The organism is Amycolatopsis marina (assembly GCF_900111885.1).
Taxonomy (GTDB): Bacteria; Actinomycetota; Actinomycetes; order Mycobacteriales; family Pseudonocardiaceae; genus Amycolatopsis; species Amycolatopsis marina.
Genome location: NZ_FOKG01000012.1, coordinates 93,953 through 115,637, shown reverse-complemented (window position 1 = coordinate 115,637; position 21,685 = coordinate 93,953). Strand labels below are relative to the sequence as shown.

The 21,685-nt window shown below is 68.9% G+C and carries 20 protein-coding genes; 9 read left to right on the top strand and 11 right to left on the bottom strand.

Annotation, left to right across the window (positions count from 1 at the left end; all coding sequences use genetic code 11):
• Window positions 1-229: 229 nt before the first annotated feature.
• Both BM199_RS20075 and BM199_RS20070 read left to right on the top strand, forming a co-directional pair.
• Complete coding sequence (locus tag BM199_RS20075; RefSeq protein ID WP_177242702.1) at window positions 230-862, top strand: DUF222 domain-containing protein; 633 nt, start codon at window positions 230-232, stop codon at window positions 860-862.
• A gap of 194 nt (window positions 863-1,056) precedes the next feature.
• On the top strand, window positions 1,057-2,208 hold the full coding sequence (locus tag BM199_RS20070) for a M24 family metallopeptidase (protein WP_245788475.1): 1,152 nt from the start codon (window positions 1,057-1,059) through the stop codon (window positions 2,206-2,208).
• On the opposite strand, the gene BM199_RS20065 is transcribed toward BM199_RS20070, so the two are convergent.
• The 4 genes from BM199_RS20065 to BM199_RS20050 all read right to left on the bottom strand — a co-directional run bounded on the left by BM199_RS20065 (window position 2,195) and on the right by BM199_RS20050 (window position 5,766).
• Window positions 2,195-3,271: an NAD(P)H-dependent flavin oxidoreductase gene (locus BM199_RS20065; RefSeq protein WP_091674919.1), complete on the bottom strand. Its 1,077-nt coding sequence runs from the start codon at window positions 3,269-3,271 to the stop codon at window positions 2,195-2,197. The genes BM199_RS20070 and BM199_RS20065 overlap by 14 nt on opposite strands.
• Before the next feature lie 85 nt (window positions 3,272-3,356).
• The gene (locus BM199_RS20060; protein WP_091674804.1) at window positions 3,357-4,151 is read right to left on the bottom strand and encodes a CoA-transferase subunit beta; all 795 of its coding nucleotides are present in this window, start codon (window positions 4,149-4,151) and stop codon (window positions 3,357-3,359) included.
• A complete protein-coding gene (locus BM199_RS20055; protein WP_091674803.1) occupies window positions 4,148-5,011 on the bottom strand; it encodes a CoA transferase subunit A in 864 nt (287 codons plus the stop codon). The genes BM199_RS20060 and BM199_RS20055 overlap by 4 nt, the downstream gene beginning before the upstream one ends.
• Complete coding sequence (locus BM199_RS20050) at window positions 5,011-5,766, bottom strand: enoyl-CoA hydratase family protein (protein ID WP_091674802.1); 756 nt, start codon at window positions 5,764-5,766, stop codon at window positions 5,011-5,013. The genes BM199_RS20055 and BM199_RS20050 overlap by 1 nt, the downstream gene beginning before the upstream one ends.
• Window positions 5,767-5,859: 93 nt before the next feature.
• On the opposite strand from BM199_RS20050, the gene BM199_RS20045 reads away from it, so the two are divergent.
• Both BM199_RS20045 and BM199_RS20040 read left to right on the top strand, forming a co-directional pair.
• Entirely contained in the window at window positions 5,860-6,651 is a 792-nt protein-coding gene (locus tag BM199_RS20045; protein WP_091674918.1) for an SDR family oxidoreductase, read from the top strand.
• A complete protein-coding gene (locus tag BM199_RS20040) occupies window positions 6,648-7,565 on the top strand; it encodes an SDR family oxidoreductase (RefSeq protein WP_091674801.1) in 918 nt (305 codons plus the stop codon). Before BM199_RS20045 ends, BM199_RS20040 begins: the two co-directional genes overlap by 4 nt.
• A gap of 67 nt (window positions 7,566-7,632) precedes the next feature.
• On the opposite strand, the gene BM199_RS20035 is transcribed toward BM199_RS20040, so the two are convergent.
• A complete protein-coding gene (locus BM199_RS20035) occupies window positions 7,633-8,796 on the bottom strand; it encodes a steroid 3-ketoacyl-CoA thiolase (protein WP_091674800.1) in 1,164 nt (387 codons plus the stop codon).
• A 269-nt stretch (window positions 8,797-9,065) separates the two neighbouring features.
• Between BM199_RS20035 and BM199_RS20030 the strand changes: the two genes are divergently transcribed.
• Complete coding sequence (locus BM199_RS20030) at window positions 9,066-10,292, top strand: cytochrome P450 (RefSeq protein WP_091674799.1); 1,227 nt, start codon at window positions 9,066-9,068, stop codon at window positions 10,290-10,292.
• 59 nt (window positions 10,293-10,351) lie between these two features.
• The gene (locus tag BM199_RS20025) at window positions 10,352-11,167 is read left to right on the top strand and encodes a transglutaminase-like domain-containing protein (protein WP_091674917.1); all 816 of its coding nucleotides are present in this window, start codon (window positions 10,352-10,354) and stop codon (window positions 11,165-11,167) included.
• Window positions 11,168-11,177: 10 nt separating this feature from the next.
• Here BM199_RS20025 and BM199_RS20020 read toward each other — a convergent pair whose 3' ends face one another.
• The 3 genes from BM199_RS20020 to BM199_RS20010 are packed head-to-tail and all read right to left on the bottom strand — an operon-like array spanning window position 11,178 to window position 14,417.
• On the bottom strand, window positions 11,178-12,344 hold the full coding sequence (locus BM199_RS20020; protein ID WP_091674798.1) for a thiolase domain-containing protein: 1,167 nt from the start codon (window positions 12,342-12,344) through the stop codon (window positions 11,178-11,180).
• The gene (locus BM199_RS20015) at window positions 12,344-13,399 is read right to left on the bottom strand and encodes a thiolase domain-containing protein (RefSeq protein ID WP_091674797.1); all 1,056 of its coding nucleotides are present in this window, start codon (window positions 13,397-13,399) and stop codon (window positions 12,344-12,346) included. Before BM199_RS20015 ends, BM199_RS20020 begins: the two co-directional genes overlap by 1 nt.
• Window positions 13,400-13,412: 13 nt before the next feature.
• Window positions 13,413-14,417: a Zn-ribbon domain-containing OB-fold protein gene (locus BM199_RS20010; RefSeq protein WP_091674796.1), complete on the bottom strand. Its 1,005-nt coding sequence runs from the start codon at window positions 14,415-14,417 to the stop codon at window positions 13,413-13,415.
• 98 nt (window positions 14,418-14,515) lie between these two features.
• Between BM199_RS20010 and BM199_RS20005 the strand changes: the two genes are divergently transcribed.
• Window positions 14,516-16,090 carry an acyl-CoA synthetase gene (locus tag BM199_RS20005; protein ID WP_091674795.1) on the top strand — a complete coding sequence of 525 codons (1,575 nt, stop codon included), beginning with the start codon at window positions 14,516-14,518 and terminating at the stop codon, window positions 16,088-16,090.
• A 116-nt stretch (window positions 16,091-16,206) separates the two neighbouring features.
• Here the strand turns inward: BM199_RS20005 and BM199_RS20000 are convergent, their stop codons facing one another.
• Window positions 16,207-17,019, bottom strand: a complete 813-nt coding sequence (locus BM199_RS20000) for a crotonase/enoyl-CoA hydratase family protein (RefSeq protein ID WP_091674916.1) — start codon at window positions 17,017-17,019, stop codon at window positions 16,207-16,209.
• Window positions 17,020-17,083: 64 nt separating this feature from the next.
• Between BM199_RS20000 and BM199_RS19995 the strand changes: the two genes are divergently transcribed.
• Both BM199_RS19995 and BM199_RS19990 read left to right on the top strand, forming a co-directional pair.
• Window positions 17,084-18,718, top strand: coding sequence for an acyl-CoA synthetase (locus BM199_RS19995; protein WP_091674794.1), 1,635 nt, complete (start codon window positions 17,084-17,086; stop codon window positions 18,716-18,718).
• A gap of 26 nt (window positions 18,719-18,744) precedes the next feature.
• Window positions 18,745-19,851, top strand: coding sequence for an NAD(P)H-dependent flavin oxidoreductase (locus BM199_RS19990; RefSeq protein WP_091674793.1), 1,107 nt, complete (start codon window positions 18,745-18,747; stop codon window positions 19,849-19,851).
• Between the two features lie 102 nt (window positions 19,852-19,953).
• Here the strand turns inward: BM199_RS19990 and BM199_RS19985 are convergent, their stop codons facing one another.
• Together BM199_RS19985 and BM199_RS19980 are read right to left on the bottom strand one after the other, a co-directional pair.
• Complete coding sequence (locus BM199_RS19985) at window positions 19,954-21,249, bottom strand: APC family permease (RefSeq protein WP_281245723.1); 1,296 nt, start codon at window positions 21,247-21,249, stop codon at window positions 19,954-19,956.
• On the bottom strand, window positions 21,246-21,623 hold the full coding sequence (locus BM199_RS19980) for a VOC family protein (protein ID WP_091674792.1): 378 nt from the start codon (window positions 21,621-21,623) through the stop codon (window positions 21,246-21,248). Before BM199_RS19980 ends, BM199_RS19985 begins: the two co-directional genes overlap by 4 nt.
• Window positions 21,624-21,685 lie beyond the last annotated feature (62 nt).

Here is a 21,685-nt window from a genome sequence, read left to right as displayed (position 1 = left end):
GAGGGGGTTTGGGGGAGAAACTGCTGAAAATGCAACGGTGTCGCGGATATTTCTTAATCGAGAGTGTCGCCGAATGCGGTTGAAGTGATGTCTCTAAATTGAGTTATTCTCTTGTGGGTGACGAGGACAGGTGTCCCGCTTTGGCAAATAGGTCCATGGTCGGATGAATTTGGTTTGCGTTTACCGAAAACCGAGTTTTCCAGGGGTGAATGCGAGTGCAATCAAACATGTGAGCGAAACCGACGAATTGCTGATTCCTGACTGGGACATCAACGATCTCCTGGACATTCCGGCGTGTTCTCTCAACGAGCGGGAGGCGCTGGAGATGGTGCGGTCGATCGGGCAGGTGCAGTCGATGCTGGAGGCCGCGCGGCTGCAGGCGGTACAGCGGCTGGCGCGACTGCGCTCCGATGACGGGTGGTCCGTCGACCTGCTGGCGACCGCGTGCAAGATCAGCCTGGGCAGGGCCGGGGAGGATGTGGTGCTGGCCCACACACTGTCGACCCGGCTGCCGCGCACCATGACCGCACTGGCCGCTGGCGAGCTGGATGTGACCAGGGTCCGCCAGATCGACCGCGCCACCACGCCACTGTCCGACGAACACGCGCTGGCTGTGGAGGAGCGCGTGTTTCCGGCCGCGCTGCACCCGATGACGGACCACGAAGCGCGCAGGCAGCGCTGGGAGACCGCCGCCCCGATCACGATCGGTGACAACGTATGGCTCGGCGGCGGGGTGATCGTCTGTGCCGGGGTGACCATCGGGGCGAACACCGTGGTTGGCGCGGGCAGCGTGGTGACCAGGGATCTGCCGGAACGGGTGTTCGCCGCCGGGAACCCCTGCCGGGTCATCCGACCCCTGTGAGCAACTGTGCACGGTCAGATTGTTGACAATCGGGTGGCCCGACGCTGATAGTGACCATGCCTTGTTGGTGATCGGCGAGAGATGGGGTGGTCCCCGTCAACCCTGCGGACCAGTCGTCAGTGCACCACCCGGATCTCGTCGGACTCGGCGGTACTCCGCGGCCGGCCTGGCTCGAGGTGCCTGCCGCTGCTCGGGTGCCCGATCTCGAGCCCCGCCCGTTCTCCGACGACGAGTACCGGGAACGTCTCGCGCGAATCAGGGACCGGTTGTCCCAGGCGAACCTGGGCGGTGTCCTCGTGTTCCGGCCGTCGAGCGTCGAGTACCTGTGCGGCTACCACTCGATGGAACGGGTGCCGCAGCCGCTGCTGGTCACCAGGTCGGCGGCGTTCCTCTACGTCCCGGACCTCGAAATCGGTCGTGCGCTGGCGAGTTCCGTGGCGGACACCGTCCTCTACTACGGCTACACCCAGGCCCCCACGGCGCTCGCGCTGGTCGCCGAGCACACCGCTCGCGCGCTGCCGGACGGCACCCGCCTCGCCGTCGAGTTCGAGCACACGTCGACACCGCCACGAGCGGTCGAGCTGCTCCGCCGCCACGGCGTCGAACTCGCTCCCGGTGATCACCTGGTCGAGGACCTCCGGCTCGTGCTGTCCCCGGCGGAACTGCGCTGCGTCGAGGAGGCGGCGGTCGCCACCCAGCGCGGTGTCGAGGCCGCCGCCCGTGCGGCAGGCGATCCGGATGCGACCGATTCGGTCATCGCCGCGGCCGTCACCGAGGCGCTTCTGCGGGACGCCACCTCGACCTCGGCATGGGGGCCGGTCGTCGTCGCAGGGCCACGAGCGGGTGTTCCGCACTCCAGCTGGCGCCGCGAGCCGGTGGGGGACGGCCCGGTGTTCCTGGAGTTCGCGGGGGCCCACCATCGCTACCACGCTCCCGTGATGCGGACGCTGTGCCGCGGTGGACCGACCGCCGACGCCCAGCGTCTGGTCGAGCTGTCGCAGGGTGTGCTCGACGCCGTGCTGGGCACGGCAGCCGCGGGTGTGCCGTGTGCTGACGTCGCCCGGCGGGCGAGTGAAGCGATCGTCCCCTTACCGGACGACGTGGTCTTCCACCACCTCTTCGGCTATCCGGTCGGCCTCGCCCATCCTCCACACTGGATGGACAGCGCGCCCTTCCATATCACCGTCGACAACCGGGAACCGTTGCGCGAGGGCATGGTCTTCCACATCCCGGCGTCCTTCCGGTCGTTCGGTCGCGCATGCGTCGGCCTCAGCCAGACCTTCGTGGTCGAGTCCGACGGCGCCCGCGTGCTCACGCACGGAGCCGCCGGGCTCATTCCCGTGTGACCGGTCCGGCGGCCGTCCGGATCGCCGCGAGCCGGTCGATGGCGCGGGTGGCGTCGGCCACCATCCCGTCGATCAGCTCGGCGACGCTGGGCAGGTCGTCCAGCAACCCGACCACCTGCCCCGACGCGAGGACACCGGCGTCTGTGTCGCCCGCGACCAGTCCGGCCCGCAACAGCATGGGGGTGTTCGCCGCCATGATCACCTGGGACCACGTGCGGTCGCCGCCGCGACGCATCCCGATGCCCTCCGCGACCATCGACCGCCACGACAACCCGGTGAGTCTGCGGAACCGCGCGGCGTTTCGCGCCGCGCGGGCCAGCCCGGTGAGCGGCCCCGAGCGCTCCAGCGCCTCCACGAGCTCCGTCCGCAGCACCCGATGCGGCATACCGTCAACCTTCCGCGTGACGACGGTGTCGCCGAGCCCGCGCTCCAGATAGGCGCGTTTTACCGCGTCCGGAACGGTGCTCTCCCTGGTCAGCAGGAAGCGCGTGCCCATCGCCACGCCTGCCGCACCGTACGCCAGTGCCGCCGCAAGGCCACGGCCGTCGAAGAACCCGCCCGCCGCGACGACCGGGATGTCCACGGCGTCGAGCACGGCCGGCAGCAGCAACGTGGTCGCGACCGGCCCGGTGTGCCCACCACCCTCGCCGCCCTGCACGACCACGGCGTCGGCGCCCCACTCGGCCACCTTCTCCGCGTGCCTGGCCGCGCCGACCGAGGGAATCACCACGACGCCCGCGTCCTTGAGCCTGGAGATCAGCTCCCTGCGCGGGGCGAGGGCGAACGACGCCACGCGCACCTGCTCCCGGATCAGCAGGTCCACTCGCCGCTCGGCGTCCTCGGCGTCCGCGCGAAGGTTCACTCCGAAAGGCTGCTGGGTGCGGGATCTGGTTTCCCGTACCGCCTTCTCCAGTTCGTCGTAGGTCATGGTGGCCGAGGCCAGGACGCCCAGCCCGCCCGCTTCGGCGGTGGCCGACACCAGCCGGGGCCCCGCGACCCAGCCCATGCCGGTCTGCACGACCGGATGCCGGACACCGGTCAGTTCGGTCAGCGGTGTCCGCAGCGCACTCATGCCCTTTGCCTCACTCGCCGGCGGGCTGCACATCGCTCGGTGCCGTGCCCGGCTTGTTCACGGTGCGGGTCGCTCATCACGGAACTTCCTTGTCGCGTAACGACTTCGGGTCCAGCACCTCGCGCAGCAGGCGCAGTTCGTGGTCGGTGGGCAGCCGTGTCTCGATGACCTCGCCGGTATCCAGTTCGAAGGACGTCTGTTCGGCCACCTCGGCCACCGACACGCCGGGGTGCACCGACAGCAGGCGCATCGCGTTGTCCTCGCCGGAGAAGTCGAGTACCGCCAGGTTGGTGACCACGCGATGGACGTCGTGGAAGCGCCGCGCGCTCGGACCCGCCGCCCTGGCCCGGTCGTACCCGACCCCCGAGACCACGTCGACCCGATCACAGAACACCCGTCGGCTATGGCGCGGTACCCAGTAACTGGTGCGGTGGTTCACGGTGTTGCCAGGGCCGCCACGGACCCCGAGCAGTTGCTTCGCGGGGCGGTCGTGGTCGCCGATCGCGGAGATGTTCTGGTTGCCGTACCGGTCGATCTGGTTCGCGCCCATCACCACGTGCCGCTTGCCGTGCGGGACAACGGTGTCCAGCATCCTGCGGAACGGCTGCCAGCCCTCGATCACCGGCTCCTCGTCCCCCGCGAGGCCGGGGGTGTTGGCGAGCAGGTACGCCTCTCCGTCGGAGAGCAGCAGGTCGGGTTCGAACGTCAGCCGGGCTAGACGGGCGCCGAGCGACGGCAGGAGGCCCATCGGGCTGGCCACGATCTCGCCGTCGCCGCGGAAGAGGTCGGCGCAGGCCGCCGCGGCCACTTCGGCTCGAGTCACGTCGGTGTCTGTCTGAGAACCGCGGTTCTCAGACGCTCTGTCACTCATGCGGCCTCCTCAAGAAACCTGTCCACTTCGGACTGATATGTCCGTTCGTCCCCGGAAAGGAACCGGTCGGCGAAACCGGGCCAGGCGTCGGGATCCTTGGCGCACGCGGCGTAGTGCCGCTGGAAGCGTTCGTCCCTGCCGTAGTCGGGTGCGGCACTGGTGAAGTGCGCACCGCGGGGGGTCTCGACGACCCCGTGCACTGACGCGCGGTTCAGCAGGAGGCTCTGCACCGGCGCGGTGGCGGTGAGTTCGGCGGTCGGCACCACCCGCTCCACCGACACGTAGGCGCGGTCTGCCGCGAGGGCGAACAGGTCGTCGAAATACGGATCGGGGCCGAGGTACTGTGCGTTTCCCCGTGCGTCCGCCCGGTTCAGGTGAATCAGGGCGGCATCCAAGCGGAGTGCGGGCACGGCCAGCAACTCCTCGCCGTCCTCGTAGGGAGAGCGCACCGTGCGCAGGGACGGGTCGAACTTCGGCACGTCCGAACCGAGTCCCGCGCGCGTCGGCAGGAACGGCAGGCGTGCGGCCGCGGCGGAAAGGCCGGTCCCGAGCATGCCCTCGTCGTACTCCGTCACCTCGATCCCGCCCGTCTCGCGCACGCGGTTGAACCACGGGTCGAACGGGACGGAGTCCAGCGTGACGAAGCCGAACACCAGTCTGCGGATCCGGCCCGAACTCGCGAGCAGGCCGACGTCCGGACCGCCGTAGGAAACCACCGTGAGGTCGGTGAGGTTCGACCGCAGGATCGCGCGCACGAGTGCCATCGGCTTGCGCCGCGAGCCCCAGCCGCCGATCCCGATCGTCATCCCGTCGGAGAGCTCGCCGACGATCTCGTCCGGCGTCATCCGCTTGTCCGCCATCAGGTCTCCTTACCGTCCAGGAAGTCCTGCCGGGCCGCGTCGGAGACCCCAGCCAGGTTGAGTTCGAACGTGAAGCCCTGTTCGAACCGGTAGCTCTGGTGCACCGGCTGTACGTCGATGCCGTTGATCGCCTGCTTCGCCGCCCGGATGACCCGTGTGTCCTTGGCCGCGATCTGCCGGGCGAGTTCCAGCGCCGTCGCGTCGAGTTCGGTGCGGGGGACGACCGCGTACACCGAGCCGTGGTGGTGCAGCTGGTGCGCGTCGATCGTGCTCGCGGTGAAGTACAGCGCCCGCATCAGGTGCTGGGGCACCAGCCGGGCCAGGTGGGTGGCCGCGCCGAGCGCGCCCCGGTCGACCTCCGGCAGCCCGAAGGTCGCGTCCTCGGCGGCGATGACCACATCGGCGTTGCCGACAAGGCCGATTCCGCCACCGAGGCAGAAGCCGTGTACCGCCGCGATCACCGGCACCGCGCAGTCGTACACCGCGGAGAAGGCCGCGGCGCAGCCCTGGTTGGCGCCGATCAGCGCGGCGTAGGCGTCGTCGCGCTGGATCTCCTTGATGTCCACCCCCGCGTTGAAGCCACGGCCCGCGGCGCGCAGCACCACCACGTGGCAGTCGGGATCACGGCCCGCGTTCGTGATCGCCTCGGCGAGGTCGAACCAGTCCCGCACGGACAGTGCGTTGACCGGTGGTGCGTCCACGGTGACGACCGCGAGTTCCCGCTCGGTGCGGTCGACGGTGATTGCGTCAGGCATCGAACCTTCTTCCAAACCTAGCACTTGCTTGGTACGTTAGCAGCACGACCGGATGCGGTACAGGTGCTCGACGAAGCGACAGGAGGTGCGGTCGTGTCGCTCGATCTTCGTCTCGACGGCGCGGTCGTACTGGTGACCGGTGGTGTGCGCGGTGTCGGCGCGGGAATCACCCGGGTCTTCCTGCGTGCCGGGGCGACGGTGATCACTTGTGCGCGCAACGATCCCGGCGATCCCGTGCACGCGGACGGCAGGACGGCCGAGTTCCTCGCCTGTGACGTCAGGGAACCGGACCAGGTCACGGACCTGGTCCGACGGGTGGCCGATCGGCACGGCAGGCTCGACGTCGTGGTGAACAACGCGGGCGGCGCCCCGTTCGCACCCAGCGACCGGGCCTCCCCGAACTTCAACAGCAAGGTTGTCGCGCTGAACCTGCTCGCACCACTGACGGTCGCCCAGTGTGCGAACTCGGTGATGCGCGAGCAGGACACCGGTGGAGCGATCATCATGATCAGCAGTGTCAGTGCGGCACGACCCTCTCCTGGTACTGCCGCGTACGGTGCCGCGAAGGCCGGAGTGGACAGTCTCACCGCGACACTCGCTGCCGAGTGGGCTCCCAGGGTACGGGTGAACTCCCTGCGGGTCGGGATGGTACGGACGGAACTCGCCGGACTGCACTACGGCGACGACGGCGGTGTCGCCGCCGTGGCCGCCACCATCCCTGTCGGACGATTGGCCGAGCCTGAGGAAATTGGCTCGTGCGCGGCATTTCTGGCCTCGCCGCTGGCGTCCTATGTCAGTGGCGCCACGCTTGAGGTGCACGGCGGGGGAGAGGTGCCGGCCTTCCTGAAAGCCGGGAACGCGCAGCAGGAGAAGGAGACACCGTGAGTGGAGTCGTCGACGGCCGTGTCGTGATCGTCACCGGAGCCGGGCGGGGGATCGGCAGGGCGCATGCGCTCGCGTTCGCCGCCGAGGGCGCCGCCGTGGTGGTCAACGACATCGGCGCAGGTCTCGACGGCAGTGCCGGAGCCGGAGCACGGGGCGGCCCCGCGCAGGAGGTGGTCGCGGAGATCGAGGCTGCGGGCGGCCGGGCGGTCGCCAACTCCGACGACGTCGCCGACTGGGCGGGTGCGCGGCGTCTGGTGCGGACCGCGATCGACGCGTTCGGCCGCCTCGACGTGCTGGTGAACAACGCGGGATTCCTCCGGGACCGGATGCTGGTGAATCTCGGTGAGGACGAATGGGACGCGGTGATCCGGGTGCACCTGAAGGGCCACTTCGCGCCGCTGCGGCACGCGGCGGCGCACTGGCGCGCCGAGGCCAAGGCCGGGCGGGCGCCGAGTGCCCGGATCATCAACACGAGCTCGGGAGCCGGTCTGCTCGGCAGTATCGGACAGGGCAACTACTCGGCGGCCAAGGCCGGAATCCTCGGGCTGACGACGGTGGCGGCGGCGGAGCTGGCGCGCTACGGGGTCACCGTCAACGCCATCGCGCCCGCCGCCCGCACCCGGATGACCGAGCAGGCCTTCGCCGAGGACATGGCCGCCCCCGGTTCCGGCTTCGACTCGATGGCGCCGGAGAACGTGTCGCCGCTGGTGGTGTGGCTGGGCAGTGCGGAGTCGGCCGGCGTGACCGGGCGGGTGTTCGAGGTCGACGGCGGCAGGGTGGCGCTCGCGCAGGCCTGGCGGCACGGCCCGGCCGAGGACAAGGGCGCGCGCTGGGAACCCGCCGAACTCGGTCCCGTCGTCGCCCGCCTGATCGACCGCGCGCCGGTTCCGGAGCCGGTCTACGGCACGGAGTGAGCACCGGTTTGTGTCGACGGTGGAGTGCCCCAATGCCACATCGGGGCACTCCACCCGTCCAGGACGATCACAGCCGTTCGAGCACGGTGGCCGTGGACATCGCTCCGCCCGCACACATCGTCACCAGCGCGCTGGTTCCGTCCCGGCGCTCCAGTTCGTGCAGCGCCGTGGTGATCAGCCTGGCGCCGGTGCTGCCGACCGGGTGCCCGAGCGCGATGGCGCCACCGTTCACGTTCACCTTGGAGCGGTCCGGATCGTGCACCTGCTGCCAGGAGAGCACGACGGAGGCGAACGCCTCGTTCACCTCGAACAGGTCCAGGTCCCCGATGCCCATGCCGGCCCGGCCCAGTACCCGTTCGGTCGCGTTCACCGGCCCGTCGAGGTGGTAGTAGGGCTCGGCTCCGACGAGCGCCTGTGCGCGGATACGGGCGCGCGGCCGCAGCCCGAGCTCCGCGGCCCGGTCCGAGTCCATCAGCAGCACAGCCGAGGCGCCGTCAGAGATCTGTGAGGATGTACCCGCGGTGTGCACGCCGCCATCCAGAACCGGTTTCAGCCGGGCGAGACCCTCGGTGCTGGTCTCACGCAGGCCCTGATCACGGGCGACCAGCCGCGTCTCGCCCGTGGCGCTGCCTTCGGCGTCGAGCACCGGTGCCTTGACGGGGACGATCTCCCGGTCGAACCGCCCCTCCGCCCACGCGGCGGACGCCTTGGCCTGGGAAGCGGCACCGAAGGTGTCCACATCCGCACGAGTGAGTCCCCTGCGGACGGCGATCCGCTCCGCGGCACCGAACTGGTTGGGCATGTCGATCGTCCAGGAGGCGGGGCGGGGCGTGCCCACATCGGCTCCCCGGTTGGCGCCGAGCGGGACTCGGCTCATCGCCTCCACCCCGCAGGCGATGCCGATGTCGATCGCTCCAGCCGCGATCAGCCCGGCGATCAGATGGGCGGCCTGCTGTGCCGACCCGCACTGGGCGTCAATCGTGGTCGCTCCGCACTGCTCGGGCAGTCCCGCGTGCAGCCACGCGGTCCGGGTGACGTTGCCCGACTGTTCGCCCGCCTGGGTGACAGTCCCGCCGATCACCTGTTCCACCAGCGCCGCGTCGAGGGCTGACCGCTCCAACAGGCTCCGTTGCACCGCTCCGAGCAGTTCGGCTGCGTGCAGTCCTGCCAGCCAGCCCCCGCGCTTGCCGATCGGGCTGCGGACGGCGTCGACGATGACGGGGTTGCCCACCGTGGTCTCCTCTTCGTGACAGCTGCGGTACGTAGGCAAAAAGTAGAACAAGTTCTTGTTTATGGCAACCAGGCGCCTGGTCAACCGCCGAATGGTGACTCTCCGTCAGAGCTTGCCCTACCAGGAGTTTCAAGATCGACATTGTCTGAGTTAACGGGTTTCACTCATACTCTTCATTTAGTTAACACCGTATGCTTCAATCGTCGGTAGAACGTGTTCCACGTATCTGCGTGGGGTGCGGACCAACCCGACGACCGACGGAGGTAGCCGTGGCCACACCGCTGATCCCCACTGGTTTCGACTTCACCGATCCCGACCTGTACGCGCAGCGACTGCCGCTGGAGGAGTTCGCCGAACTGCGCAGGACGGCACCGGTCTGGTGGAACTCGCAGCCGCACAACCTGGCCGGTTTCGGCGACGAGGGATTCTGGGTGGTCACCAAGCTGGAGGACGTCAAGACCGTCTCCAAGGACAGTGAGCTGTTTTCCTCGAGGGAGAAGACGGCGATCATGCGGTTCGACGAGACCATGACCGAGGAGGGACTCGAGGCCAACCGGCTCGTCCTGCTCAACATGGACGCACCGCAGCACACCAAGCTCCGCAGGATCGTCTCCAAGGGGTTCACCCCGCGTGCCATCGGCAGGCTGGAGGACGCACTGCGGGGACGGGCTCAGCGCATCGCCGCCGAGGCAAAGGCCAAGGGCGCCGGCGACTTCGTCGCGGACGTCGCGTGCGAACTCCCGTTGCAGGCGATCGCCGAACTGCTCGGCATTCCCCAGGAGGACCGGGGTCGCATCTTCGACTGGTCCAACCAGATGATCGGCTACGACGATCCCGAATACGACGTCGAGCCCATCGCCGCCTCCGCGGAACTCGTGGGCTACGCATGGAACATGGCGGAGCAACGTCGTGCGTGCCCGATGGACGATATCGTCACCAAGCTCGTCGAGGCCGATGTGGATGGTGAGTCGCTGTCCTCGGACGAGTTCGGATTCTTCGTCATCCTGCTGGCGGTGGCGGGCAACGAGACCACCCGCAACGCGATCACCCACGGGATGAAGGCGTTCCTTGACCACCCGGACCAGTGGGAACTGTACAAACGGGAGCGGCCGAAGACCGCGGCGGACGAGATCGTCCGCTGGGCGACGCCGGTGGTCGCCTTCCAGCGCACCGCCATGGCCGACACCGAACTGGGCGGGCAGCAGATCCGCAAGGGTGACCGGGTGGGCATGTTCTACAGTTCGGCGAACTTCGATCCGGACGTGTTCGAGAACCCGGAGAAGTTCGACATCCTGCGCGCCGACAACCCGCATGTCGGTTTCGGTGGCACGGGATCGCACTACTGCATCGGCGCGAACCTGGCTCGGCTGGAGATCGATCTGATCTTCAACGCGATCGCCGACGAGATGCCGAACATCCGTGAGCTGGCACCGCCCGAGCGCCTGCGCTCAGGCTGGCTCAACGGCATCAAGCACTATCAGGTGCGTTACGACTGACAGGGCATCTGAGAACGCCCTCTCGCCAGTGGCTTGCACGGTGATGGATGATGGCCGCCATGACCGTGCGCACCCGCCTCGAAGCAGAACTGTCCCTGCGAGTCACCGCGCCGGGCAGACTGGCGCTCTCGGTGGCGGTGGCGAACTCGGCGAAAGCCGACTCCGAAGAGCTGACCGTGCGCACCGCGGGAGGGCAGAATCCGCCGGTGGACGCACCGGCGGAGTTGCCGCACGGCACCAGGGTGCACGTGCTGGATCTCCCGTACGACGAGGTCCACATCCGATACCGGGCCGAGCGGGTGTCCGGTGACTCCGAACCTGAGGCGCTCACCGACGCGGACCAGATCACCTACACCCGGCCGAGCCGCTACTGCCCTTCCGACCGGATGATCGGCCTTGCGCTGGAACACTTCGGCCAGATCTCGGAGAAGCGGGACCAGGTGCGCGAGATCGTCCGTTACGTCGGTGACCGGCTCGCCTACATTCCTGGCACGAGCAGGCCGACGGACAGCGCACTGGAGACGTTGCTCGCCGGGGAAGGGGTGTGCCGCGACTTCGCCCACCTGTGCGTGACCTACTGCCGGTCACTGGACATTCCGGCGCGGTTCGCGGCGGTCTACGCTCCAGGTTTGTCCCCTATGGACTTCCACGCCGTGTTCGAGGCGGCCATCGACGGGCACTGGTACGTGTTCGACGCGACCCGGCTAGCGCCCCGGCAGACCCTGACCAGGATCGCCACCGGCCGGGACGCCGCGGATACGGCCTTCCTGTCCACCCTCGGGTGTGAGATCGAACTGCTGCGCAGTTCCGCCACGGCGACGACCGCTGCCGACCTGCCCGAGGACGACGGAACGGCGCTGATCGCCCTCGCCTGAACGGGCAGGGTCAGTCGGCCGGCTTGTGCGCGCCCACCACCCACATCGAGAAGTACTGCGACCCACCGCCGTAGGCGTGGCCGAGCGCGATCTTCGCGCCGTCCACCTGGTAGTCGCCCGCACGACCCATGACCTGTTTGGCCGCCTCCGCGAACCTGAGCATGCCGGACGCGCCGATGGGGTTGGTGGACAGCACACCGCCGGACGGGTTCACCGGCAGCCTGCCACCGATCGCCGTATCGCCCGCCTCGGTCAGCTTCCAGCCCGCTCCCTCCGCGGTGAAACCCAGGTTTTCCAGCCACATCGGCTCGAACCAGGAGAACGGCACGTAGATCTCCGCCGCGTCTACTTCGGACAGGGGGTCGGAGATCCCCGCCTCCCGCCACAGCGCGGCCGCGGCGTCGCGCCCCGCCCGTGGGTTCACCTGGTCCCGGCCGGCGAACGTGGTCGGCTCCGTGCGCATCGCGGTCGCGTGAATCCAGCCCGCTCCGCCCCGCACGGCATCACCCGCGGCCTCGTCGCCGAGCACCATCGCGCACGCGCCGTCCGAGGACGGGCAGGTCTCGTCGTAGCGAATCGGGTCCCACAGCATCTGCGAGGCCTGGACGGACTCCACGGTGATGTCCGCCTGGCGCAGGTGGGCGTGGGGATTGAGCGCCCCGTTTCGCCGGTCCTTGGCGGCCACCATCGCACCGATGTGCTCCGGAGCGCCGGAACGGCGAATGTAGGAGCGCACGTGCGGCGCGAAATAGCCACCCGCGCCCGCACCGACGGGCATCTGGAACGGCGGCAGGATGGACAGGGCCCACATGGCGTTGGACTCCGACTGCTTCTCGAAGGCCACCGTGAGCACCCTGCGGTGCACCCCGGACTGCACGAGGCTCGCGGCGATGAGCGCGGTGGAGCCGCCGACGGATCCGGCGGTGTGTACGCGCAGCAATGGCTTTCCGTTGGCGCCGAGGGCGTCGGCCAGGAACAGTTCCGGCATCATCACGCCCTCGAACAGGTCCGGCGCCTTGCCCAGTACCACGGCGTCGATGTCGGCCCACTCGACCTGCGCGTCCCGCATCGCGCGGTCGATCGCCTCGCGCAGCAGGCCGGGCATCGAGACGTCGGTGCGCTTGGCCCGGTGGTCGGTCTGGCCGGTGCCGAGCACGGCGGCGAGTTGCTTGGCCATCAGTCGCGTCCCTCCAGTACGGCCACCAGATTCTGTTGCAGAGCGGGACCGCTGGTCGCGTGCGCCAGCACCTTTCCCGCCTCCCCGCGCAGAATCCGGTTCGCCGCCTCGCCGATGCGGGCCAGGCCCGCGGAGAACATGGGGTTTCCGGTCAGCGGCCCGCCGGACGGGTTGATCACCACGTCGTCGCCCAGTCCGAGCGCGGTGCGCAGGATGATCTCCTGATGGGTGAACGGCGCGTGCAGTTCGGCGAGTTCCACGCCGTCGGCGCGCGCGGCCCTGCCGGCGGCCTCGGCCGAGGGCGAGCCGGTGAGGTCCCGCGCGCCGAGCACGGGGGAGTCGACTCGGTGTTCGAGGCCGGTGATGATCGCGGGGTGGTCGGTGAGCTCGCGGGCCCGGTCGGCGGAGGCCAGCACGAGCACCGCCGCCCCGTCGGTGATGGGGGCGATGTCGTGAGCCCGCAGCGGATCGGCGAACATCGGCGCGTCGAGCAGGTCACCTGGCTCCACCCTGCCGCTGATCTGCGCGGCAGGATTGCCGATGGCGTCGGCACGGCTGCGGGCGGCGATCTCGGCCATCTCCTTCTCGCTCCACAGGCCACGGTCGATCCCCAGTCGCGCCTGAATGCCCGCGATACTGATCGAATCCGGCCACAGTGGTGCCACCAGGTACGGATCGAGTTGCAGGGACAGCACCCGGCGCAGTTGGCCGGCCGAGGACTTGCCGAACCCGTAGATCAGCGCGGTGTCCACCTCGCCGGTACGAATTTTCAGCCAGGCCTCGTACAGCGCCCACGCCGCGTCCATCTCCACATGCGACTCGTGGATCGGCGGGAACGCGCCGATCGCGTCCACGGCCGAGATGAAGGAGAAGGCACGTCCGGCAAGGTAGTCCGATGATCCGGAGCACCAGAAACCGATGTCCTCCTTGGACAGTCCGGTTTGCTCGAACGCCTCGGCGAGGATCGGGACCAGCATCTCGACGCCGTTGGTCGTGCCTTCGGTTCGCCGGACGTTGGGCGCCTGGGTGAAACCGACAACCGCGACCTCGTTCATCAGAGCAGCTCCTTCACAGGTGGTGGGCGAAGGACTCGTACGGCGCGTCCGGTTCACCGGTCGGTTCGAAGTGCTGGATGTTCTCCAGCGTCGTGCCCCACTCGTCCCTGGGCTTCCACGACGCACGCACCCGCATTCCCATCCGCACGTCGGCGGCGTCGCAGCCGAGCACCAGGTGCAGGAACGCGATGTCGGCCCCGTCCAGCAGGATGTAGGCGGCGACGTAGGGAGGTTTGATCCGCTGGCCGAGGAAGGGCACGTTCACGATGCAGAACGTGGTGATGATGCCCGTGTCCGGCAGGTCGATCTCTTCGACGGTCGGTACCCCGTCCACCGGGCACGCCCCGCGGGGCGGGATGTAAACCTTGCGGCACACGGGGCAGCGCTGTCCGAGCAGCCTGCCCTCGGCCAGCGCACGCAGGTAGCGGCTCTCCTCCGGGGACGCGGAGTGCTGGTAGCGCAGGTGGATCGGGGTGATGACGATGCCGACCGGATCGCCGTCGGCGCGTTCGGCGACCGGGGGAGCGGCGGGTGACTCGGTAGGAGTGTGACCGGCGGGTGGGTCGACGAGGTCGAAGCAGGCGATGTCGCGGATGTGCCCCACCGGCTCGTCCGCCCAGCGGACGCGGACCCGGCTACCGGTGCCGATGTGCTCAGGGGCACCCGCATCGACGGCGTGCAGGATCGCGGTGTCCGCACCGTCGAGCCGGATCAGCGCCCAGGCGAACGGCCGGGCCAGCGGCTGGCCGTCCAGCGGCCGGGCGATCCATGACCAGGAGAGCACCGTGCCCTCGTTCGCCACCGTGACGAACTCGCTGAGTGGTTCCGCGGTCGTCGGGTCGTACTCCACGGGCGGGACGTGCACCCGTCCGTCGCTACCGCGCACACCGTCGATCCGCCGTTCGCGCAGCGCGGTGACGAAGTGGCCGAGCACCGGCCCGACCGAGCGTGTGTAGTCGAACCCCACGTTGAGCGGGGCGGAGAGGGGAGCCTCTGCTGCATCAGTACCGACAGTCACGAGCAAAGTGAAACACGTTCTCGAAATCTCGGCAAGATCCGCGCCGCCCCAGGTTCGGAACCTTGCTTGAATGTGTAACACGTTCTAGATTTGCGGGTATGCCCACTTCTGCCCTGCCCCAGGCCGGCACCCTAGGCGTCTGGAACATCGCGGCCGAGCGGCCCGAGGCCACCGCGGTGATCGACCCCGACGGCACCGAGATCAGTTACGGGGAGCTGACCGCGAAGGCCAACTCCTACGCGCGGGGTCTTCAGGCACTCGGCCTGGAGACCGGAGACGCGATCGTGGTGCTGCAGCCCAACGGTGTGGAACTGCTCGCGGCGTACTTCGCGGCGATCCAGTCCGGGCTCTACGTCGTGATGGTCAACTGGCACCTGGTCGGCCCCGAGGTCGCCTACATCCTCAGTGACAGCGGAGCGAAGGCCTTTCTCGCCCACGAGCGATTCGGCGAGGTCGCCGTGGCGGCCGCCGAAGAGGCTGGCGTGCCGGAGCGCGCCCGGTTCGCGGTGGGGGAGGTGGCCGGCTTCCACCGGATCGAGGAACTGGGGTCGGGGGAGGGCGACGGCAGGCCGGGGCGGCGCACCTCGGGCTCGCCGATGCTCTACACCTCGGGTACGACCGGCAGGCCGAAGGGCGTGCGCAGGCCGCTCAGCGGCGCCGACCCGGACCAGGTCCCGGCGGCGTCCACCTGGTTCTTCGGCATCTACGGGCTGTCCCCGTTCGACGGACACGTGCATCTGTGCGGTTCGCCGCTGTACCACACGGCGGTGCTGAACTTCGTCGTGATCTCCATCCAGCTCGGGCACCCGGCGGTGCTGATGGACCGGTGGGACCCCGAGGAGATGCTGCGCCTGATCGAGCGCTACCGCGTCACGCACAGCCATATGGTCCCGACCCAGTTTCGCAGGCTGCTCGCGCTGCCGGAGGAGGTCCGCGGGCGGTACGACGTGTCCTCGCTGCGCAACATGATCCACGGGGCGGCACCGTGCCCGCTGGAGGTCAAGCGGCAGATGCTCGACTGGTGGGGCCCGGTCGTGACCGAGTACTACGCGGCCACGGAGGGCGGCGGCACGGTGATCAGCGGCGAGGAGTGGCTGCGCAAGCCGGGGTCGGTGGGCCGCCCGTGGCCCGGCTCGACGGTGACGGTGCTCGACGAGTCCGGAGCGGAGTTGCCGCCCGGCGAGGTCGGCACGGTGTACATGAAGATGGGCGACTCGACGTTCGAGTACCACAAGGACCGGGAGAAGACCGAGAAGTCGCGGGTCGGTGACCTGTTCACCCTCGGCGATGTGGGCCACCTCGACGAGGACGGCTATTTGTACCTGCACGACCGGAAGAACGACATGATCATCTCTGGCGGGGTGAACATCTACCCGGCGGAGATCGAGGGCGAGCTGGTGATGCACCCGAAGGTCGCGGACGTGGCGGTGTTCGGTGTGCCGCACGACGACTGGGGCGAGGAGATCAAGGCCGTGGTGCAGCCAGCCGAGGGCGTCGAGCCGAACGACGAGCTCACCGGGGAGCTGCTGGAGTACGCGGGCTCCCGCCTGGCGCGGTTCAAGCTGCCCCGCAGCATCGACTACGCCGAGCAGCTCCCGCGCGACCCGAACGGCAAGCTCTACAAGCGCAAGCTCCGCGACCCCTACTGGCAGGGCCGCGACCGCGCCATCTGACGGCGCAGGCGGGTGGCCCCCGGGAACGCTCAAGTTCCCCAATAATGTGGCATTGGGGGACTTGAGCGTCCCCAATGCCACATTGGGGAACTCCCAGGCTCGGGTACCGGCCGTTGTCAGCGTCCCCGGAATTGGGGCTTGCGCTTCTCGCCGAAGGCGCGCGGGCCCTCGCGCGCGTCCTCGCTGGCGAACACCGCGATGCCGTACTGGGCGTCGAGTTTGAACGCCTCCTCCTCGTGCATGCCCTCGGTGTCGCGCATCGTCCGCAGGATCGCCCGCACCGCGAGCGGCCCGTTGGCGGCGATCAGGTCCGCGAGCTCCAGTGCTCGGTCCAACGCCGTGCCATCCGGTACGACATGGCCGATCAGGCCGATGTCCTTCGCCTCCTGTGCGGTGACGTGGCGGCCGGTGAGCAGGATGTCCGCCGCGATCGTGTAGGGAATCTGCCTCGGCAGTCGGACGGCGGAGCCGCCCATCGGGAACAGGCCCCACCTGGCCTCCGAGACGCCGAACTTGGCACTCTGCCCGGCGACGCGGATGTCGGTTCCCTGCAGGATCTCCGTGCCGCCGGCGATCGCGGGCCCCTCGACCGCGGCGATCAGCGGCTTCGTCAGCCTGCGTCCCTTGAGCAGCCCCTCGATACGGGCGGGGTCGAACGAGCCGCGTTCGAAGGAATCGGACGGGTTGTTGCGGCTCATCGACTTCAGGTCCGCGCCCGCGCAGAACGCCCCACCCGCGCCGGTCAGCACGCAACTGCGGATCTCGTCGTCGGCATCCACCCGGTCCCACGCCTCGACCATGATCGACAACATCTCGCCGGTCAGTGCGTTGCGGGCATGCGGGCGGTTCATCGTGACGACCAGTGTCGCGCCGCGCTGTTCGACCAGCGCGTGCGGCTCGTCCGGTGAGCCGGAAGCCCTCTCCGTCATTGTGCCGCCTTCCGATCGGGCCTGGACCATTGCCCGGAACGATAACATGTTCTAGTTTAGTCGCGTGGCATACAACATCGCGGATCTACTCGAGCACGCCGTCGACGCCGTGCCGGACCGCACTGCGATCGTCTGCGGCGCGCGACGGATCACCTTCGACGAGCTGGACCAGCGCGCCAACAGGCTGGCGCATCATCTCGCGGCACACGGTGTGGGGCCTGGCTCCCACATCGGCGTGTACTCGCGAAACTCGATTGAGGCCATCGAGGCCATGGTCGCGGCGTACAAGCTGCGCGCCATCGCCATCAACGTGAACTACCGCTATGTCCAGGGGGAGTTGAACTACCTCTTCGGCAACGCGGACCTGGTCGCCCTCGTGCACGAGCGGCGCTACAGCGACCTGGTGGCCGACGTGCTGCCCAATCATCCGAAATTGAAACACGTTGTCGTTGTCGAGGACGGCAGTGACGGCGACTACGACCGTTACGGCGGCGTTCCGTACGAGGCGGCGCTCGCCGGTTCCTCCCCGGCCCGCGACTTCGGCGAGCGCAGCGGCGACGACCTCTACATCCTCTACACCGGTGGCACCACGGGGTATCCGAAGGGTGTGCTGTGGCGGCACGAGGACATCTGGCGTGCGCTCGGCGGCGGAATCAACTTCGTCACCGGGGACTACGTCGCCGACGAGTGGACCCTCGCCAACGAGGGCAAGGAGAGCGGTGGGCTGGTCCGGCTCCCGGCCGCGCCGCTGATCCACGGCGCCGCGCAATGGGCGGCCTTCGGCGCGTTGTTCACCGGAAGCACCGTCGTGTTCGTCCCGCAGTTCGACGCGGACGAGATCTGGAAAGCCGTGCAGGACAACAAGGTTCAGGTGCTCACCATCGTCGGTGACGCCATGGCGCGGCCGCTGATCGAGGCCTACCGGAAGGGCGGCTACGACGGTTCCTCGCTCGTCGCGGTGTCCAGTCACGCGGCGTTGTTCTCGCACTCGGTGAAGCAGGAGTTTCTCGACGAACTGCCGAACGTCGTCATCACCGACGCCATCGGCTCCTCGGAGAGCGGGTTCACCGGCATCGGCATGGTCACCAAGGACGCGGACCATTCGGCGGGACCGAGGGTGAACTTCGGCAAGCAGGCGATTCTGCTGGACGAGGACAACCAGCTCATCGAACCCGCCCCCGGTGCCGTGGGACGGATCGCGCGGCGCGGGCATGTGCCGCTGGGCTACTACAACGATCCGGAGAAGAGCAAGACGATCTTCGTGGAGATCGACGGTGTGCGCTACGTCGTGCCGGGCGACTACGCCCGCTACGAGGAGGACGGCACGGTCACGCTGCTCGGGCGCGGCTCGCAGTGCGTCAACACCGGTGGCGAGAAGGTGTACCCGGAAGAGGTGGAGGGCGCGCTCAAGTCGCATCCGGACGTCTTCGACGCGCTGGTAATCGGTGTGCCGGACGAACGGTTGGGGCAGCGGGTCGCGGCGGTGATGCAGTCCCGGCCGGGGGTGACGCCGGACTTCGCCGCCATCGAGGCTCACGTCCGTACGGAACTCGCCGGGTACAAGGTGCCGCGCACGCTGTGGGTCGCCGACGAGATCGGCCGGTCCCCGAGCGGCAAGCCGGACTACCCCTGGGCCCAGCGGTACGCGCAGGAACACGAGGCCGCGGTCGACCTCAGCAAGCCTGCCACCCCCGCCTGAGCCCAGCGCCATTGAGGAGAACATCCATGCGAACCCCACTCTGCGACACCCTCGGCATCCGGTATCCGATCGTCGGGTTCACCCCGTCCGAGCACGTCGCGGCGGCGATCAGCAGAGCGGGTGGGCTCGGTGTGCTCGGCTGCGTGCGGTTCAACGACGCGGCCGAGCTCGACTCGGTGCTCGACTGGATGGACGAGAACACCGAGGGAAAGCCCTACGGGGTGGACATCGTGATGCCCTCGAAGATTCCGACCGAAGGCAGCTCGACCGACCTCAACGAGCTGATTCCCGAGGAACATCGGGCCTTTGTGGACAGAACGCTCGCCGAGCTGGGAGTGCCGGATCTGCCGGACGGCTCCGACGAACGAGCCGGTGTCCTCGGCTGGCTGCACTCCGTCGCCCGGTCGCATGTGGAGGTGGCGCTGCGGCATCCGATCCGGTTGATCGCCAACGCGCTCGGGTCGCCGCCGGTGGACGTGATCGAGCAGGTCCATGCGCACGACGTGCCGGTGGCGGCATTGGCCGGCAAGGCCGAGCACGCGGTGCGGCACGTGGACAACGGTGTCGATTTCGTTGTCGCACAGGGGTACGAGGCGGGCGGGCACACCGGCGAGATCGCGTCGATGGTGCTGCTGCCGGAGATCGTGGACGCCGTCGGCGACCGGGCCCCCGTGCTCGCCGCGGGCGGTATCGGGTCCGGCAGGCAGGTCGCCGCCGCGCTGGCGCTGGGTGCGTCCGGGGCGTGGATGGGTTCGTACTGGCTCACCACACAGGAGTACCTGCAGACGATGGGGGACTCCGGGGCGATGCAGCGGGCACTGTTGCAGGCGAATTCGTCGGACACCGTCCGGACGCGCATCTACACCGGGAAGCCTGCCCGGCTGCTCAAGACGCGCTGGACGGAGGCGTGGTCGGCGCCCGACGCGCCGAAACCGCTGCCGATGCCGTTGCAGAACCTGCTGGTCTCCCACGCGCACAACCGCATCCACGCCGCGAACGACCCGAGCGTGGTGTCGATGCCGGTGGGCCAGATCGTCGGACGGATGAACGAGGTACGCCCGGTCGCCGACGTGATGGCCGACCTCCTGCGCGACTACGACGAAACCCTCTCCCGCCTGGACAAGACCCGCTGACCTCACCCACCGCCCGCCCCGGCATGGAGCGTCTGCAAGTACCACCAAGCAAGATCGACTTCGTCGTCAACCGCTACCAAGCCACCTCCCACTTGGTAGCGGTTAGCGGCGATCGTGATCTTGCTTGGTGGTACTTGCAGGCGCACCGAACCGGGTGCGGAGGGTGTAGGTGAGGACGCCTGCGGCCAGGACTGCCGCTCCGGCGATGACCGAGGAGGTCGGGAGGCTGAGCGCGAGGACGACACAGCCGATCAGGCCGATGACGGGCACGGCCCGGGGAGCGCGGTTCTCCCGCGCGGTGAGTGTGAACGCGCTGGCGTTGGCGATCGCGTAGTACACCAGCACCGCGAACGACGAGAACCCGATCGCCCCGCGCAGATCCGCCACGCTCACCAGCACCGCCACCGCGACACCCACGGCGAGTTCGGCATGGTGCGGCACGCCGGTGCGCGGGTGCACCGCGGCCAGCGTGCGCGGCAGATGCCCGTCGCGGGCCATCGCGAGCGTGGTGCGCGAGACGCCCAGCACCAGCGCCAGCAACGCCCCGAGCGCGGCCAGCGCCGCACCCACGCGGACGACCGGCGTCAGCGCGGACCAGTCGGTGCTCGCCACGGCCGCGGCCACCGGATCGGCGACGGCTGCCAACTTCTGCGGTCCTGCCTGGAGGAGCACGACCACCGCCAGTACGGCGTACACGGCCAGCGCGATACCCAGTGCCAGCGGGATCGCGCGGGGAATCGTGCGTTCCGGGTCGCGAACCTCCTCGCCGAGCGTGGCGATCCGCGCGTATCCGGCGAAGGCGAAGAACAGCAACCCGGCCGCCTGCAGCACCCCACCCGCGTCACCGCCGGGAAACGGCGCGAGATTGCCGCCGGCCGGATCTCCCGCGAACACGATCGCCAGCACGGCCGAGGTGAGCACCAGCAGGGTGATCGTGACGATCACCTTCGTCGCCAGGGCCGAACGTCGTACACCCCGGTAGTTCAAGGCGGTCAGCGCCGCCACCACACCGACTGCGAGCAGCGTCCGCCAGGGTCGCTCAACCCCGGGTGCGGCGTAGCTGACGACAGCGAGTGCCATGGCCGCGCAGCTGGCGGTCTTGCCGACGACGAAACCCCAGCCCGCCAGGTATCCCCAGAACTCCCCGAGCCGCTCCCGGCCGTAGACGTAGGTGCCGCCGGAGGAGGGATAACAGGCCGCGAGCCGGGCCGACGACGTGGCGTTGCAGTAGGCCACCACCGCGGCGAGTGCCAGCCCGAGCAGCAGCCCGGAGCCCGCTGCCGCCGCGGCCGGGGCGAAGGCGACGAACACCCCGGCGCCGATCATCGAACCGAGACCGATCGTGACCGCGTCGAACGTGCCCAGTCTGCGGGCGAGTGGGGTGGGTCCTGGTGTCACTGGGCTTCGAAGAGTTCCACGGGATTTCCGGAAGGATCCTCCACGAGGATCTGCTTTCCGCCCCTGCCCTCGGTGAGTTCGGTCCGGAAGGTGACACCTTCGGTGCGCAGCCCGTCGACGACCGACTCCAGATCCGTCATGGTGAGCTGGATCCGATTCCAGCCGCCCGGCTCTGGACTGCCTCCGCTCAGATCGTGCGCGGCCGCCCCACCTCCACTCGTCGGGGACGACAGCAACAGCCGCAGTGGCCCGCGGACGAGCAGGGCGAAGCCGGAGGCGGGACGGTCGTGCACCTCGAAACCGAGGTGGCTCGTGTAGAACTCCACAGCCGCGTCGACGTCGTGCACGATGTACCGCACGCTGATCGTGGTCATCCGCCACCGCCTCCCGAGGTCGTCGCCGTCATCCTGCCATGCAACCCCGCACCGGGCCGGTT